This window comes from Micromonospora sp. WMMD723, from assembly GCF_049863385.1.
GTDB lineage: Bacteria > Actinomycetota > Actinomycetes > Mycobacteriales > Micromonosporaceae > Micromonospora > Micromonospora wenchangensis.
This window is the reverse complement of sequence record NZ_JBMKNR010000001.1, coordinates 2,470,699-2,485,597: the sequence shown is the minus strand read 5'-3', so window position 1 is coordinate 2,485,597 and position 14,899 is coordinate 2,470,699. Positions and strand designations below refer to the sequence as shown.

Here is a 14,899-nt window from a genome sequence, read left to right as displayed (position 1 = left end):
TCCTCCATACCCACCGGCCCGGTTGTTCAGCACCGAACACCAGTGCGAGAGTGCAGGACGTGAACCCCGCAGCCACCGTCACCGCAGGCCCCGGCACCGGGCGAGGCCCGGCCGAGCTGCTGCACCGGCTGCGCACCCGCCACCCGGTCGACCCGGTCACCCACGTCGAGCGGGTGCCGGCGCGCGCCGGGCAGCAGGCGCCGTGGCCGCAGTGGGCCCCCGAGGAGCTACGGGCGGCGTTCGCCCGACGCGGCGTCACCGCCCCCTGGCGGCACCAGGCCGAGGCCGCCGAGCTGGCGTACGCCGGGCAGCACGTGGTGGTGGCCACCGGCACCGCGTCCGGCAAGTCCCTGGCGTACCAGCTCCCGACGCTGGCTACCCTGCTGGCCGACCCCCGGGCCACGGTGCTCTACCTGGCCCCCACCAAGGCCCTCGCCGCCGACCAGCTCCGCGCCGTCGCCGGTCTCGACCTCGACGGGGTACGCCCCGCCACCTACGACGGGGACACCCCGCGCACCGAACGGGAGTGGATCCGCCGGCACTCCCGGTTCGTGCTGACCAACCCGGACATGCTGCACCACGGCCTGCTACCCGGGCACACCCACTGGTCGGGGTTCCTGCGCCGGCTGACGTACGTGGTCGTCGACGAGTGCCACACCTACCGGGGCGTCTTCGGCTCGCACGTGGCGCACGTGCTGCGTCGGCTGCGCCGCCGGTGCGCCCAGTTCGGCCGTACCCCCGTGTTCCTGCTCGCGTCGGCGACGTCGGGCGATCCGGCGGCGACCGCCGGACGGCTCACCGGCGTGCCCGTCACCGCCGTCACCGAGGACACCTCGCCGCGCGGCGGGGTCACCTTCGCGCTCTGGGAACCGCCGCTGTTGCCGCCGCCCGCCGACGTCGGGGCCATCGCCGGCGTCGGAGCCGCCGTCGACGACCTGACCCAGGTCCGCCGGTCGGCACTGCGGGAGACCGCCGACCTGCTCGCCGACACCGTTGCCGAGGGGGTACGCACGCTCGCCTTCGTCCGGTCCCGGCGCGGCGCGGAGGTGGTCGCCGCGAACGCCCGCCGGGCGCTGGACGAGGCGGTGCCCGGCCTCGGCGAGCGGGTCGCCGCCTACCGGGCCGGTTACCTGAAGGAGGAACGCCGGAAACTGGAACGGGCCCTGCTCCACGGCGACCTGCTCGGGCTGGCCTCCACCAACGCGCTGGAGCTCGGCGTCGACCTGGTCGGGCTGGACGCGGTGCTGATCTGCGGCTGGCCGGGCACCCGGGCGTCGCTGTGGCAGCAGGCCGGGCGGGCCGGGCGCTCCGGCGACGAGGCGCTCGCCGTGCTGGTGGCCCGGGACGACCCGCTCGACACCTACCTGGTGCACCACCCGGAGGCGCTGTTCGGTCGCCCGGTCGAGGCGACGGTGCTCGACCCGGCCAACCCGTACGTGCTCACCCCGCAGCTCGCCTGCGCCGCCGCCGAGTCCCCGCTCACCCCGGCCGACCTGGAACTGTTCGGTGACGGGGCGAAGGAGGCCGTCGACGAGCTGGTGCAGGCCGGTGACCTGCGGCAGCGGCCCACCGGCTGGTACTGGCGGCACCGGGAACGCCCCGAGATCGACCTACGCGGCCAGGGCGGGGCGCCGGTCTGCGTGGTGGAGGCGTCCACCGGGCGGCTGCTCGGCACCGTCGACGGCGGCTCGGCGCACTTCCTCGTCCACCCGGGGGCGGTCTACCTGCACCAGGGCGTCTCGTACGTGGTCGACGCGTTGGACCTCGACGACGGGTGCGCGCTGGTGCACGCCGAGGAGCCGGACTGGTCCACCCACGCCCGGGACGTCACCTCGCTCTCGGTGGTGTCGGTCCGCTCGTACCGGGACGCCGGGCCGGTCGGGCTCTTCCTCGGCGAGGTGGACGTCACCAGTCAGGTGGTCTCCTACCAGCGTCGCCGGATCGCCTCCGGCGAGGTGATCGACACCCGCCCGCTGGACCTGCCGGCCCGGGAGCTGCGGACCGTCGCGGTTTGGTTCACGCTCTCCCCGCAGTCGCTGGCGGCGGCCGGGGTGGAGTCGGCGGACGTGCCGGGGGCGCTGCACGCCGCCGAGCACGCCGCGATCGGGCTGCTGCCGCTGATGGCCACCTGCGACCGGTGGGACATCGGCGGGCTGTCCACCGCCCTGCATCCGGACACCGAGGCACCCACCGTGTTCGTCTACGACGGGCACCCCGGCGGGGCCGGCTTCGCCGAGCGGGCCTACCGGACGGCGGCGGCCTGGCTGGGCGCCACCCGGGACGCCGTCGTCGAATGCGGCTGCGAGTCGGGCTGCCCGTCCTGCGTCCAGTCCCCGAAGTGCGGCAACGGCAACAACCCGCTGTCCAAGTCGGGCGCGGTCCGGGTCCTCGACGTGGTCCTGGCCAACCTGTCCGCCACCGCGCCCGCCCAGCCCGGCCCGGCCGACCGGTAGCGGAGACCAGGCCGGCGGTCTCACTGCGTGGGGCGGGCCGCCATTGAATCCTGGGATCGTGCTTGGGCGGAACGACATCTGGGCATTGATGCATGGGAGCGCTTCCATCGATAATCGGAAGTGCCTCTCACCGCCGACCCTGCCGTCCATGCCGACCCGGAGGAGACAGCCGTGGCCGACACCATCGCCGAGACCGTCGACCTGCTCTACACGATCGACCAGGACAATCTCACCCCCGACCAGTTGATCGCGCTGGGTGCCGCCCTGGCCGGCCTGGCCCAGGCGGAACGCCTGGACCAGATCAACGAGCGGCTGCGGGGCATCCACCAGGTGCTCAACACCTGGGCCCTCAAGGCGACCGCCGACGGACGCTGACGGCGGTCGCTGATCGCGGGTCGGGCCGCCCGGCGACGCCGGGGACGGCTGGTCGGCGACAGCAGTCGCAGAGGTGGCCGGCTGCCGGCGATGACGGGGTGCGGCCGATCGACGTCGGCGGGCGCTGGTCGGTGGGTTGTGCGAGACTCCGGCGCACCCTTCGGAGGAGTTCTCATGCAGTTGGACAGTTTGCAGGCCCAGCACCAGTTCCACGTCCGGCAGCGGATCCGGATGATGGTCAACCAGTACGAGGTCCGGGCGGTGGCGGCGGACGGCACCGAGGGTGAGTTGCTGGCGTTCGCGCAGCAGAAGCGGCTCGCCTTCAAGGAGCAGGTCACGATCTACTCCGACGACTCCAAGCAGCACCCGCTGCTCGGTTTCAAGGCCCGTCAGCGGCTCGACCTGGGTGCCACATACGACGTGACCGATCACGCCGGCACACCGATCGGGCTGTTTCGCAAGGACTTCGCCCAGTCGCTGCTCCGCTCGACCTGGCACGTCGAGCAGGCCGGTCTGCCGCCGATGACCGGCCAGGAGCGCAGCATGCCGGTGGCCCTGCTCCGCCGGTTCGTCGACTCGCTGTCCTGGCTGCCGTACCACTTCGACTTCACCGCCGGTGGTCAGCCGGTGTTCTCGGTGATCAAGAAGTGGGGGCTGCGGGACCGTTACGTCGTCGAGGTGCCGCACCCGCAGATCGACAGGCGGCTGGTGATCGCCATGGCCATCGGCCTGGACGCGCTCCAGGGCCGCTGAGACACCCACCGCCCGGTTGCGGGTCGGGCCGGTCCATCCTGCTCCCAGGTTGGCCGGCCCGACCTGCTTCGAGGCGGCCCGCCTTGTTCCGGAGTCGTCCGGCGCGCCCTGCTCCGGGGTCGGCCGGCCCGCCGTGTCACAGGGTCGTCCGGCGCGCCCTGCTCCGGGGTCGGCCGGCGCGCCGTGTCACGGGGTCAGCGGGCCCGTCGTGTCACGGGGTCGGCCGGCCCGCCGTGTCACGGGGCGCCGGCCCGATCCGGCTGGTCTCAACACCGGTCCGGGGCTGACCGGTCAGTCCCGGACCGGGCCGGCGCGGGCGGTGGTGGTCGCGTACCGCCGCAGCCCCGGCAGCGGGGTGACCGCCACCTCGACCGTCACCACCACGTCGAGCCCGTCCGCCCGGCAGGTGACCAGCCGGGCGGCATTGGCGCGGACGAACTCGTCGGCGGTCGCACAGGCCACCCCGGCACCCTGCGGCGCAACGCCGGCCCCCGCGAGGGCACCGAAGTCGGCAGCGACCCGGGCCTGGTGCCGCGCCAGCCGGGCCGCGCCGATCGCCGCCCCGAACAGCCCGACCAGCACGAAGACCAGTCCGATGGCGAGCACCAGCACGGTGGCCCCACCCCGGTCGGCGACGCCAGCGGGCCTCTCCCCTCCGGAACCGGGCACCCCGACACGCTGGGGCCGGCAGGCGCGGCTCACGAGCCGGTTCCCCACTCGCCTGCCCCAGGTCCCCCCGGAGCGGATGCATCCGGGACGGGCGTATCGGGGATTCCTGCCTCCAGGACTGGTACGGCCGGTGCCCGTACGCCAGGTTGCGGCATTCCGGGCTGGGGTGCGCCAGGTCCCGGCGGGCCTTGCTGGGGTGCCTGCGGTCGCGGTGGGCCCGGTTCCGGTGCGGGCAGTTCCCACATGCCCGGTTGCGGTGCACCCGCTTCCGGTGCGCCTGGCCGTGGTACGCCGGGTTCGACGGCGGCGACCGTGCCGGCCTCGACGGTGAGTCGGGGCAGCCGGGCACCGAGCGCACGGACCGGGGCGCGGACCGTCGCGGTGACCCGCCCCTCGTGCACCGCGATCGACACGTCCGCCGCCTCGGGAGAGATCCGGGTGCCCGCGCCGGTGCCGTCCTCGCCCCGGGAGGCAGCGAGCGCCGCCTCCCGGGCCGCATCCAGGCAGGCCGCCTTCGTGGTGACCGCGTCGACAGCGGTGATTCCGGCGAACAGGAGCAGGAGCAGCGCCGGCAGGCCGGTCGCCAGTTCGGCGGTGAACGAGCCCCGGTCCCGACCGGCCGGCCGGCGCGGTCTCACTTCAACGCCCGGTCGATGACGGCCGTCAGTGCCGCCTGCACGTTGCCCGAGGTGAGCACCTTGAGCAGGATGCCCGCGAAGGCGACGGCGGCGAGGGTGCCCACGGCGTACTCGGCGGTGTTCATCCCCGCGTCCCCGCGCAGCCGGCTGAGGAGTTTGCGCATCGTTCGTTCCCTTCTCGATGTTGGGTCACAGCACGTCACCGAGGACGGCGACGATCACCGGCACCAGGCCGGCGAGAATGAAGGCCGGCAGGAAGCACAGGCCCAGCGGCAACACGATCAGCACGCCGGCCCGCCGGGCGGACGCCTCCGCCGCCGTGGAGCGGTCGGCCCGCAGATCGTCGGCGACGCGGCCGAGGGCACCGGCCAACGCCGCCCCGCTGCGCGACGAGCGCAGTGCGGCGGCCACCATCCGGTCCGCCCCGGGCACCGGTGCCAGGTGGGCCCACGCCTCCGACGGCTCGCCACCGAGCAGCAGCGTCCGCCCGATCCGAGCGAGTCGGGCGGCCAGTGGGCCGTCCAACGCGTCGGCCACCGCGAGCACCGACCGGTCCACCGGGGCACCGGCCCGCATCGCCGCCGCCAGCAGGTCAGCGGCGAGCGGCAGGTCAGCGGCCTCCCGCAACCGGCGCTCCCGCACCGCGGGCGGGGTGATCCGTCGCAGTAACCGGTCCGCCACCGGGGCGGTCACCGTGCCGCCCAACGCACCGGGCCAACCGCCCACCAGCAAAAGGACCGCCACACCCGCCAGGGCGGCCCCGAGCCGTATCCGGTCCGGCCACCAGCCCGGCCGACTCCGGGCGGCACGCCGGCCGGTCAGGCCGTTCCACCGCCGGCCGGCCCGGTTGCCGCGCACCGCGACCAGCAACGCGGCCAGGACCAGGCACCCGGCCGACAGGTGCGTCGGGGACATCACCCGCCTCCGCCGGGGACGGTGCCCAGCCGCTCGGCCCAGAGCAACCCGCCGGCCTGCAGGCCCATCGCGACAACGGCACACCCGGCCCCGACCGGGGTGTGCAGCAGCACCGCCAGCGGATCGACGCCGATGCCGTAGCCGAGGGCGATGCCGCCGAGCGGAAGCGCGGCCAGCAGCAGCGCGGTGGCGTTGGCCCCTGCCGCCTGGGCGGCGGCACCGGCCAGTCCCCGGTCGAACGCCCGCGCGTCGGCCTCGACGCGTTCCAGGAGTTCGGCCAGGGGCGCTCCGGTGCGGTCGGCGAGCCGGACCGCCGACCGGGTCAGCCGGGCGAGCCGGTCCGTCCCGGCCGGATCGTCGTCCGGACCGGCCGCCCCGGGTTCCACGCTCGGCGCGGCGTCACCGGGAACGGGCAGGCCGGCCCGTAGGTCGGCGGCGAGCGCCCCGAGCCGGTCCAGGTGGCGACGACGTTCCCGGCCGACCTGCCCGGCCAGCCGCCGCCGGTGCACGGCACGCGCCCCGAGCATCCCGTAGCCGGCCAGGAGGATCGCGGCGACCGGCCCGGCGGCGAGGCCGCCCGTACCGGCACCGACGAGACCGGCCAGCAGCAGGACCCGCCTCGGCGGGCCGGACACCAGCCGGGTCAGCAGCCGTCGACCGGATGCCGGCCGGTGGGGGTCGACAGGCTCCGCCCCGGGGTGTCGCGGTGCGGAGAGCACGCTGTGGCGTCGGCGTCGGCTGCTGTGCACCGGCCAGGCGACCACCAGGGCCGCGCCGGTCAGTAGAGCCGCAACCAGCGACAACGGCATCATGTCCGCCCCGTCGTACCGGGTCGGGGTGCCCGCAGCAGGGGCGGCACCGGTACTCCCCGGTCGCGGAGCAGCATCGCCAGACCGGGTCCGGCCGGGCCGACGCCCTGCCCGCGTACCCAGGCGGGCACCACCGTCACCAGCCGGTCGGGGCCGTCGGCCAGCAGCAGACAGATCGACTCCAGCAGTCGGCCGTCGGGGCCCCGGCGCACCTGGACCAGCACCTGGAGAGCCGCAGTGACCTGTGCGTGCAGTGCCGCCCGGGGCAGTCCGCCGAGCAACCCGAGCGCCTCCAGCCGGGCCGGCACGTCGGCCGGGGTGTTGGCGTGCAGGGTCCCCGCCCCTCCGTCGTGGCCGGTGTTGAGCGCGGCCAGCAGGTCGACCACCTCGGCACCCCGGCACTCGCCGACGACCAGCCGGTCGGGACGCATCCGCAGTGCCTGCCGGACCAGCTCGCTCAACCCGATCACGCCCGCGCCCTCCACGTTGGCCGTCCGGGCCTGGAGACCGACCACGTGCGGGTGCACCGGGTGCAGTTCGGCGGCGTCCTCGACCAGCACGATGCGTTCCGTCGTCGGCACCAGGCCGAGCATCGTGTTGAGCAGGGTGGTCTTGCCCGAGCCGGTGCCGCCGGTGACCAGGTAGGCCAGTCGGGCGGCCACCACCGCGGCGAGGACCGGGGCGACCTGCTGCGGCACGGTGCCCTGCCGGACCAGTTCGTCGAGGGTGAACGGCCGGTGCCGGAAGGTGCGCAGCGACAGGTAGGGCCCGTCGGTCGCCACCGGCGGCAGCACGGCGTGCAACCGGGTGCCGTCGGGCAGTCGGGCGTCCGCGCAGGGCGAGCCGTCGTCGAGCCGACGCCCGGCGGCGGCGGTGAGCCGTTGGGCCAGCCGGCGTACGTCGTCGACCGTGCCGAGCGGCAGCGCCACCTGGTGCAGCCCGGCACCCCGGTCGACCCAGACCCGGAGCCCGTTCACGAGCACGTCGGTGACCTCTGGATCGGCGAGCAGCGGGGCCAGTGGCCCGGCACCCACCAGATCGTCGTGCACCCGGTCGGCGATCCGCAGCACGGCGGTGTCACCGAGGACGGCGGCGGACGGTTCGGCGCGTACGGCGGAGACGATCGCCGCCGGGGTGACAGGTGTGGTCGTGTCGGCCATCCGCTGCCGGACCCGGGCGGCGAACTCCTCGGGTCGCCCGGTCACGCCGCACCCGGCACGGGCAGCCCGGTCAGGTCGGTGACCAGTTGACGGCAGAGCGCGGCGAGCGGTCCCCGACCGGCGGCGGCCGGTGCCTCGCCGCGTTCCAGCCCCCGGCACAGGGCCGGTTCGGGGCGCAGCGTGCCGGCCAGCGGCAGCCCGAGGGCGCGGGCCACCTCGGCCGCCCGCAGCCGGCCGGGGGCGGGACCCCGGACGATCACCGCCAGTGCGGCGCAGTGCGGGGCCGTCGCCGCGACCACCCGGGCCGCCGCGGCGGTCGCCCGCAGCTCGGCGGGCACCACCACGTACGCCTGGTCGGCGGCCTGGAGGGCGAGCACGGCCGCGTCGTCGAGCTGGCGCGGCAGGTCGACGACGACGAAGTCCCGACCCCGGCGGGCGGCGTCGAGGGTGGCGGCCATCGCCGGGGCGGGCAGGGCCAGCGGCTCGCCCCGGTCCCAGGAGAGGACGACCAGGTCGCCCCGGTGCGGCAGGGCGCGGACCAGGGCGGGCGGGTCGACCCGCCCGTCGGCGTCGGTGAGCGACGGCCAGCGCAGTCCGTCCAGGTCCTCCCAGCCGAGCACCAGGTCGAGCCCGCCGCCGAGCGGGTCCGCGTCGACCAGCAGGGTCCGCAGCTGGGCGCGGGCGGCGGTGACGGCCAGGCCGCCCGCGAGGACACTCGCCCCGGCCCCTCCCCGGCCGCCCAGCACGGCGACCGTCCGGGCCGGGGCCGCCGGTTCGCCGCCGGGCGCGCACTCGGTGAACCGGTCGACCAGCCATGGTTCGGCGGCGGGCAGGGTGGCGACGTGCTCGGCCCCGATCAACTCGGCGATCTCCCAGCCCGGGTCGAGTTCCCCCGATCGTCCGACCAGCACCGTCCGGGGCCGCCGGGCCAGGCGGGCCCGCAGGCAGGCCTGGGCCTGGTCACTGCCGATGAGGACCAGGGGTGCGGGGAGCCAACGGGACCGGGCGGCGGCCGGATCGGCGGCCACCTCCACCTCGGTGCCGCCCGCCGCGGCGAGCCGCAGCAACTCGTCGAGGAGGTCACCGTCGGAGGTGACCAGCAGCGGCAGTCGCCGGTACGGCGGAAGGGAGGTACGGGGTGGCATCACGGCCTCCAGCGCTCGGGGTTGCTGGGACAGACCCTGCGCCGTCGTCGCCGGTCCGCGCCGCCGATGCCGGCTCACCTGTGGACGACGGGGCGGCCTGTGGACAACCCCCGCCACGGTCGGTGATCTGTTATGCCGCCCCGGTGGTGGGGATCGCGGGCCATGCTCGTCGTCGGGGCGTCCCGGTCAGCCGTTCGACGCCTCCGTCGACCCGGCAGGAGGGGGTGACCTGCACCGGAGGCAGCTCCAGCACACCGCGCGGAGCGTCGGAACGACCGAACGACGCCGGCAGCAGCGGTACGGTCCCGACGAAGAACGCGAAAAAATGTCCTGTTCACCCCGCCGGAGTGATTGACGGCATACCGCCTCGTACGCCGATAATCGTGACCGCCACCGCGACGGTGGCATCCGCCGCTCTCGGAAACGGGGCCATGGCCGACTCATCCGACGACACACCCCCCACCCTGCGCATCGGTGGTTGGCTGCCGGCACCCCGGTACCGCCAGACGCTGCCGCCCTACCTCGTCCCCCCGGCCGGTCGGCATCTGATCGACGTCCCGACGTCCGGATCACCGGGCAACCCGTTGCCGTCCCCCGTGCACGCCGTCGAGCCCGCCGGCATCGGACGGACCCTGCTGTTGGCCGGAGTGGCGTTCGGCCTGGTCACCAGCCTCGTCCTGGCGCTGTCACCGTTGTGGTCCGGGCCGAAGCGGGACGACGCCGCCCTCCCGATGACACCCTCGTGGGTCGCCGACCGCCCGGATCTCGCGGCCGTGGAGAGCCCCACCCCGGTCGCCGACTACTCGCCCGCCCCGGCGTCGATGGCCACCCGCGCCGCGACCCCGGCCGCGCCGCCCCGTCGGCCACACCAACCCGCCACGGGTACGACGTCCCGCCCCGCCGCGACCACCACGCCACCCCGGCCGACTCCGACGACCGCCGCGCCCCGCCCCACGCCGAAGCCGCCGACGAACCCGCCCGGGCCGGCCGAGTTGACCCCGCTGCCGGGCTGGCAGGAACACTCGCTGCGGTCCACTTCGAACGGCCCCTCGACGTACGTCGAGTTCGTCAACGCCCGTGGTGCACGGGTCGTCGTCTACTGGCTCGACCACCAGGGGCAGCGCCGGCAGTACAAGGTGCTCGACGCGGGCCGGTCCTACCGCCAGCAGACGTACGTGGGGCACCCGTGGGTGGTCACCGACCGGCACGGCCGGGCCCTGGCCTGCTTCCTGCCTGCCCGGACGACGATGCGGGCGGTCGTGCGGTAGCCAGGCCCGCCCCGCACCTCCCATGGACAGCCGCTGAGCAGGGACTCTTCAGTTGACCGAGTGTCAGCCACCCGACAGACAAATCGTGGGCCTTGTGCTATGCCGCCGCACGCGGGATGCTTGACCGGTCGATCGGCACAGCGCCGCCACAGCACAGCGGCGCCCGGCTGCAACCGGACGCCGCATTCGACTCGACCGCGTGCAACGGAAGGAGTCGGCTTGACTGTAACCCGTCGGGGCCGGGACTTTGAAGGGCCGAACAGCGGGGACGACGAGGGCCACGGCCGCGTGGACCCGGCGTACGCGCCGGAGCCCGACCACGCCCCCATCGTCGCCGGATTCGCCACCACCACCGGAGCGGCAATTCGCTAGCGAAGCAGCCCCGTGCCCCGTTCCCGCGACAGGGACGGGGCTGTTTTCATCCGGTCGACCGGCTACCGCACAAGTATTCGCCGGTCGACCAGCACCCGGAGCCCTCGCGGAAAGGGACGACCCCCGTCGGGGGGAGACGGGGGTCGTCGAATGGTTCGGCTCCGGGGGGGTTGAGCCGAACCGGCCCGGCGGTCACGGGGGGTGCGACCGCCGAGGGTCTCTCAGCTTTCCGGCACATGAATCGTTGTCGTGGGGACAAGTCTGCCCGAGCGGACTGTTCACGTCGAGTGCTGTCGACCCCACTCATTGCGAAATTATGATCGGAGCGTGTGACTGCGATCACGTTGAGCATTCGCCGCCGGAGTGCTCCCGCAGGTCGAGGGGGTATTCGCCCCACGGCACCCGCCGACCCTGGAGCATCGGACTAGACTTGCGCGCCGTGGGCCGAAGTGCCGCTTTCTTCGATCTGGACAAGACCGTCATCGCCAAGTCGAGCGCCTTGGCATTCGGTCGGCCGTTCTACCGGGACGGGCTGATCACGCGACGGGACGTCGTGAAGTCGGCGTACGCGCAGCTGATGTTCCGGCTGGGCGGCACCGACGAGCAGACCATGGCCAGGACCAGGGATTACCTCGCCGCACTCTGCAAGGGTTGGCGGGTGGAACAGGTCCGCCAGATCGTCGCGGAAACGCTCCACGAGCTGATCAACCCCTACGTCTACGCCGAGGCCGCCGCGCTGATCGAGGAGCACCAGGCGGCCGGCCGGGACGTCGTGCTGGTCTCCGCCTCCGGTGAGGAGATGGTCCGCCCGATCGGCGCACTGCTCGGGGTGACCGACGTGATCGCCACCCGGATGAGCGTGCAGGACGGCCGTTACAGCGGCGAGGTGGAGTTCTACGCGGCCGGTCCGAGCAAGGTCGAGGCGGTCAACGAGCTGGCCGCCGCCCGGGGTTACGACCTGGCCGACTCGTACGCCTATTCCGACTCGTACAGTGACCGGCCGTTGCTGGAGTGCGTGGGGCACCCGAGCGTGGTCAACCCGGACCGGGCGCTGCGCCGGCTCGCCGTGGAGAACGCCTGGCCGGTACTGGAGTTCCGGCACCCGATCCCGCTGGGCCGGCGGCTGCGGGAGCGCCCGGCCGTCCCGGTGGCCGCAGCGGCGCTCGGCGTCGGCGTCGGGGTGGCGATCGGCATCGCCTGGTACGGCCGGCACCGCCGCACCCGCGCCGTCCAGGCCGCCTGACGACCCCGGCCGTCCAGGCCACCTGACGACCCCGGCCGCCCAGACCACCTGACCGACGCGCGGTACCCGGCCCGACCGACCGCCCCTCGCCTCCGGGGTACGCCGACCGGTCCCACCGTCGCCGACCGCACCGCCCGCCGGGTGGCCGCCGGAACCTCTGCGCGGCACCCGGAGTGACGACCGGCACCCGACACCACACGGCGCTTTCCCTGCGCACCTCCGTTTGAGCGGTCGCTCAAACAAGCCTATGCTCGGTTTGAGCGAGTGCTCAAATCTGGGAGGTAGCGATGAACGAGCAGGATCGACCGCCCCGACGGACCGCCGCGAACTGGGTGCTCGCCGGCCTGATCTCGGCCTTCGGCATGGTGGTGTTCGTCGCCACCGTGCTCGACGGGCGGGCCGACAGCGCCCTGCTCTTCGTGCTGCTCCCGACGGCCCTCGCCGCCACCCTCGCCCTGCTGCCCGGTCGCACCGCGCACGGCCGGGTCTTCGTGATCACCACGATCGCCCTGCTGCTGGCGGCGGTCGCGCTGCACGAGGGGGCGATCTGCGTCATCCTCGCCGCCCCACTTGTCTACGCGGTGTCCCACGGGACCACCGCCCTGATCCGCGCGCTGCGCGACGCCTCCCGCCCGTACGCCGTCATCGCGGTGCCGTTGCTGCTCCTGCCGGGGCTGGAGGGCAGTGGACCGGCACCCCGGATCGCACCCGACCAGTCCGTCGAGGTGGCCCGGGTGGTGGCCCTGCCGGTCGACCAGGTGGCCGCCCGGCTCACCGCCGGTCCTCGCCCCGTACCGGTGCGCTCGGTCCCGCTGCGGCTGCTCGGCGTGCCCACGCCCGGCCAGGTCAGCGGGGACGGGCTCGACCCGGGCGACAGGTGGATGTTCGGCTACCACGGCAGCGCGCACGGCCCCGGCGGTCACCTCCTCGCCGAGGTGGAGACGGTGGGGGTGCAGCGGGTCGGGTTCCGGTTCGTCGAGGACAGCTCGATCACCGCGCGCTGGTTCAGTTGGCGGCACGCCACGCTGAGCTGGCGGGCCGTCGACGGGCGGCACACCGAGGTGCGCATCCGGGTGGACTACACCCGGGGGCTCGACCCCTCCTGGTACTTCGGGCCGATCCAGCAGGTCCTGCTCGGCGCGGGAACGGGACACCTGCTGGACATGATGGCGCTGCGATGATCGTCGCCCGCTACCTCAGCCTGGCGGTGCCGTTGCTGGCCGTGCTCGCCGCCGCCCGCGTCGACCGGAGCCGCGCCGGGGTCGACCGGAGCCGCGCCGGGCGGGCGGGGGCGCTGCTGGCCTTCCTCGCCGCCGGCATCGGCATCGCCGCCCTCGACGAGCTGGCCCGGCACGCCGGCTGGTACACGTTCACCCCGGTCCGGGGAAACTACCGGGGCATGCCGGTCGACCTGTGGATCGGCTGGGCCGTGCTCTGGGGCCCGCTGCCCGTGCTGCTGCGCCGGAGCCTCCCGTTGCCGGTGGCGCTGGGCCTGCTGCTCTGGGTCGACGCGGTAGCCATGCCCGCGCTGCACCCGCTGGTCCGGCTCGGCCCGGACTGGCTGGTCGGCGAACTGGTCGGGCTGCTCGTGGTGGCCCTGCCGGCGCAACTGCTCGGTCGCTGGTGTGCCGACCGGCGATATTTGGCGGCCCGCACGCTGCTCCAGGTCGGGCTCTTCACCGCCCTGCTGCTGTGGTTCGTCCCCAGCCTGGCCTTCGAGGTCGGCGACGGGTCCTGGGCGACGGCGGCCGAACTGCCCCGACCCGTCCTGCTGCTCCTCGCCCAGGTGGCGCTGGTGCTGGCCGCCCCGGCGCTCGCCGCGGTCCGCGAGTTCGTCACCCACGGTGGCGGCACGCCGTACCCGTGGGACCCGCCCGTACGGCTGGTCACCACCGGGCCGTACGCCTATCTGGCCAACCCGATGCAGACCTGCGCCGTGGCCCTGGTGCTGCTCACCGCCGCGCTCACCCGCAGTTCCGCGCTGGTGCTGGCGGCGGTGGTGGCGGTCGCCTTCAGCGTGGCGGTGGCCCGCCCGCACGAGGAACACGACCTGGCCGACCGGCACGGCGGGGCATGGCGCGCGTACCGGCGGCAGGTCAGGGACTGGTGGCCGCGTCGGCGGCCGTACCACGTGGGGCCGGCAGCGGTCCTGTTCCTCGACGACACCTGCGGTCCGTGCGCCGCGACCTGGCGGTTCGTCGCCCGTCGCCGCCCGGTGGGTCTGCTGCTACGTCCCGCCGCCGAGGCCGACGGGGTGCTGTGGCGGGCGGCGTACACCGACGGCGGCGGCCGGTCGGAACGGGGGGTGGCCGCCGTCGCCCGCGCCCTCGGGCACCTGCACCTCGGATGGGCGGTGGTCGGCTGGGTCCTGCGGCTGCCCGGGGTCGGTTGGCTGGCGCAGCTGGTGACCGATGCGATGATCGCACCACCGCATCCGGCGGGCCCACGAGGAGGACGATGTCCGGCACCAAGCAGCGACTCCTGGACGGCGCCATCACCGCCATCCGCACGCACGGCATCGCCGGTGTGTCCGCCCGCACCATCGCCGCGGCCGCCGGGGTGAACCAGGCGCTGGTCTTCTACCACTTCGGCACGGTCGACGACCTGCTCACCGCCGCCTGCCGGGCCAGCACCGCCGACCGGCTCGCGCACTGGTCGGACCGGCTGGCCGGAGTGGGCTCGCTGCGGGAACTGCTCGCCGTCGGGCAGGAGCTGCACGAACAGGAACGCGAGCTGGGCAACGTCTCCTTCCTGGCCCAGCTGCTGGCCGGGGCGCAGACCGACGAGCGGCTCGCCGCGCCCACCGCCGCCGCGCTCCAACTCTGGGTGGACGAGATCGAGTCGGTGCTGCGCCGGCTGCTCGCCGGGTCACCCTTCGCCGAGATCGCGGACGTGCCCGGCCTGTCCCGGGCCGTCTGCGCCGCGTTCGTCGGGCTGGAACTCTACGACGGGGTGGACCGGGCGGGCGTACGGCAGGCGATGTCGGCACTCGACCAGCTCGCCGTGCTCATCGAGATCGTCGACGACCTCGGACCGGTCGCCCGGCGGGCGCTGCGCTCGCGGGTGAACCGGGCCGCCCGCCGGGACTGACCGCGCACC

At 74.6% G+C, this 14,899-nt stretch carries 15 protein-coding genes and 1 pseudogene; 9 read left to right on the top strand and 7 right to left on the bottom strand.

From position 1 onward, the window contains the following. Positions 1-50 precede the first annotated feature (50 nt). The 3 genes from ACN261_RS11285 to ACN261_RS11275 all read left to right on the top strand — a co-directional run bounded on the left by ACN261_RS11285 (position 51) and on the right by ACN261_RS11275 (position 3,581). Entirely contained in the window at positions 51-2,453 is a 2,403-nt protein-coding gene (locus tag ACN261_RS11285) for a DEAD/DEAH box helicase (protein ID WP_421485132.1), read from the top strand. A gap of 171 nt (positions 2,454-2,624) precedes the next feature. Then, positions 2,625-2,828, top strand: coding sequence for a hypothetical protein (locus tag ACN261_RS11280; RefSeq protein WP_204925801.1), 204 nt, complete (start codon positions 2,625-2,627; stop codon positions 2,826-2,828). Between the two features lie 174 nt (positions 2,829-3,002). Next, on the top strand, positions 3,003-3,581 hold the full coding sequence (locus ACN261_RS11275; RefSeq protein ID WP_088643463.1) for a hypothetical protein: 579 nt from the start codon (positions 3,003-3,005) through the stop codon (positions 3,579-3,581). Positions 3,582-3,872: 291 nt separating this feature from the next. On the opposite strand, the gene ACN261_RS11270 is transcribed toward ACN261_RS11275, so the two are convergent. From ACN261_RS11270 to ssd, 7 genes and pseudogenes are all read right to left on the bottom strand, one after another. Continuing rightward, a complete protein-coding gene (locus ACN261_RS11270) occupies positions 3,873-4,250 on the bottom strand; it encodes an Rv3654c family TadE-like protein (protein ID WP_425849903.1) in 378 nt (125 codons plus the stop codon). A gap of 242 nt (positions 4,251-4,492) precedes the next feature. Further along, positions 4,493-4,888 (bottom strand): annotated as a pseudogene (locus ACN261_RS11265) (TadE family type IV pilus minor pilin); the annotation flags it as partial. Further along, positions 4,885-5,052 (bottom strand): DUF4244 domain-containing protein, encoded by a 168-nt coding sequence (locus tag ACN261_RS11260; protein ID WP_204925799.1) that lies wholly within the window; start codon positions 5,050-5,052, stop codon positions 4,885-4,887. The gene ACN261_RS11260 and the pseudogene ACN261_RS11265, both read right to left, overlap by 4 nt. Before the next feature lie 25 nt (positions 5,053-5,077). Further along, positions 5,078-5,803, bottom strand: a complete 726-nt coding sequence (locus ACN261_RS11255; RefSeq protein WP_421485130.1) for a type II secretion system F family protein — start codon at positions 5,801-5,803, stop codon at positions 5,078-5,080. Next, positions 5,803-6,612 carry a hypothetical protein gene (locus tag ACN261_RS11250; RefSeq protein ID WP_425849901.1) on the bottom strand — a complete coding sequence of 270 codons (810 nt, stop codon included), beginning with the start codon at positions 6,610-6,612 and terminating at the stop codon, positions 5,803-5,805. The genes ACN261_RS11255 and ACN261_RS11250 overlap by 1 nt, the downstream gene beginning before the upstream one ends. Continuing rightward, the gene (locus tag ACN261_RS11245; protein ID WP_425849898.1) at positions 6,612-7,817 is read right to left on the bottom strand and encodes a TadA family conjugal transfer-associated ATPase; all 1,206 of its coding nucleotides are present in this window, start codon (positions 7,815-7,817) and stop codon (positions 6,612-6,614) included. Before ACN261_RS11245 ends, ACN261_RS11250 begins: the two co-directional genes overlap by 1 nt. Continuing rightward, positions 7,814-8,917 carry a septum site-determining protein Ssd gene (ssd, locus tag ACN261_RS11240; protein ID WP_421485127.1) on the bottom strand — a complete coding sequence of 368 codons (1,104 nt, stop codon included), beginning with the start codon at positions 8,915-8,917 and terminating at the stop codon, positions 7,814-7,816. The genes ACN261_RS11245 and ssd overlap by 4 nt, the downstream gene beginning before the upstream one ends. Positions 8,918-9,348: 431 nt before the next feature. Between ssd and ACN261_RS11235 the strand changes: the two genes are divergently transcribed. The 6 genes from ACN261_RS11235 (at position 9,349) to ACN261_RS11210 (ending at position 14,890) form a co-directional block, all read left to right on the top strand. After that, positions 9,349-10,185: a hypothetical protein gene (locus ACN261_RS11235; protein ID WP_421485126.1), complete on the top strand. Its 837-nt coding sequence runs from the start codon at positions 9,349-9,351 to the stop codon at positions 10,183-10,185. A 219-nt stretch (positions 10,186-10,404) separates the two neighbouring features. Next, positions 10,405-10,557 carry a hypothetical protein gene (locus ACN261_RS11230; RefSeq protein ID WP_425849895.1) on the top strand — a complete coding sequence of 51 codons (153 nt, stop codon included), beginning with the start codon at positions 10,405-10,407 and terminating at the stop codon, positions 10,555-10,557. A gap of 430 nt (positions 10,558-10,987) precedes the next feature. Beyond that, positions 10,988-11,800 carry an HAD family hydrolase gene (locus tag ACN261_RS11225; protein ID WP_194823264.1) on the top strand — a complete coding sequence of 271 codons (813 nt, stop codon included), beginning with the start codon at positions 10,988-10,990 and terminating at the stop codon, positions 11,798-11,800. A 287-nt stretch (positions 11,801-12,087) separates the two neighbouring features. Then, positions 12,088-12,981, top strand: coding sequence for a hypothetical protein (locus ACN261_RS11220; RefSeq protein ID WP_425849893.1), 894 nt, complete (start codon positions 12,088-12,090; stop codon positions 12,979-12,981). Next, positions 12,978-14,363: a methyltransferase gene (locus ACN261_RS11215; RefSeq protein WP_425849892.1), complete on the top strand. Its 1,386-nt coding sequence runs from the start codon at positions 12,978-12,980 to the stop codon at positions 14,361-14,363. The genes ACN261_RS11220 and ACN261_RS11215 overlap by 4 nt, the downstream gene beginning before the upstream one ends. Continuing rightward, the gene (locus ACN261_RS11210; RefSeq protein WP_421485123.1) at positions 14,258-14,890 is read left to right on the top strand and encodes a TetR/AcrR family transcriptional regulator; all 633 of its coding nucleotides are present in this window, start codon (positions 14,258-14,260) and stop codon (positions 14,888-14,890) included. The genes ACN261_RS11215 and ACN261_RS11210 overlap by 106 nt, the downstream gene beginning before the upstream one ends. Positions 14,891-14,899 lie beyond the last annotated feature (9 nt).

Coding starts and splice junctions, on each gene's coding strand:
- ACN261_RS11275 (WP_088643463.1), top strand. CDS start 3,003: ATGCAGTTGGACAGTTTGCAGGCCCAGCACCAGTTCCACGTCCGGCAG.
- ACN261_RS11260 (WP_204925799.1), bottom strand. CDS start 5,052: ATGCGCAAACTCCTCAGCCGGCTGCGCGGGGACGCGGGGATGAACACC.
- ACN261_RS11255 (WP_421485130.1), bottom strand. CDS start 5,803: ATGTCCCCGACGCACCTGTCGGCCGGGTGCCTGGTCCTGGCCGCGTTG.
- ACN261_RS11250 (WP_425849901.1), bottom strand. CDS start 6,612: ATGCCGTTGTCGCTGGTTGCGGCTCTACTGACCGGCGCGGCCCTGGTG.
- ssd (WP_421485127.1), bottom strand. CDS start 8,917: ATGCCACCCCGTACCTCCCTTCCGCCGTACCGGCGACTGCCGCTGCTG.
- ACN261_RS11235 (WP_421485126.1), top strand. CDS start 9,349: ATGGCCGACTCATCCGACGACACACCCCCCACCCTGCGCATCGGTGGT.
- ACN261_RS11220 (WP_425849893.1), top strand. CDS start 12,088: ATGAACGAGCAGGATCGACCGCCCCGACGGACCGCCGCGAACTGGGTG.
- ACN261_RS11215 (WP_425849892.1), top strand. CDS start 12,978: ATGATCGTCGCCCGCTACCTCAGCCTGGCGGTGCCGTTGCTGGCCGTG.
- ACN261_RS11210 (WP_421485123.1), top strand. CDS start 14,258: ATGTCCGGCACCAAGCAGCGACTCCTGGACGGCGCCATCACCGCCATC.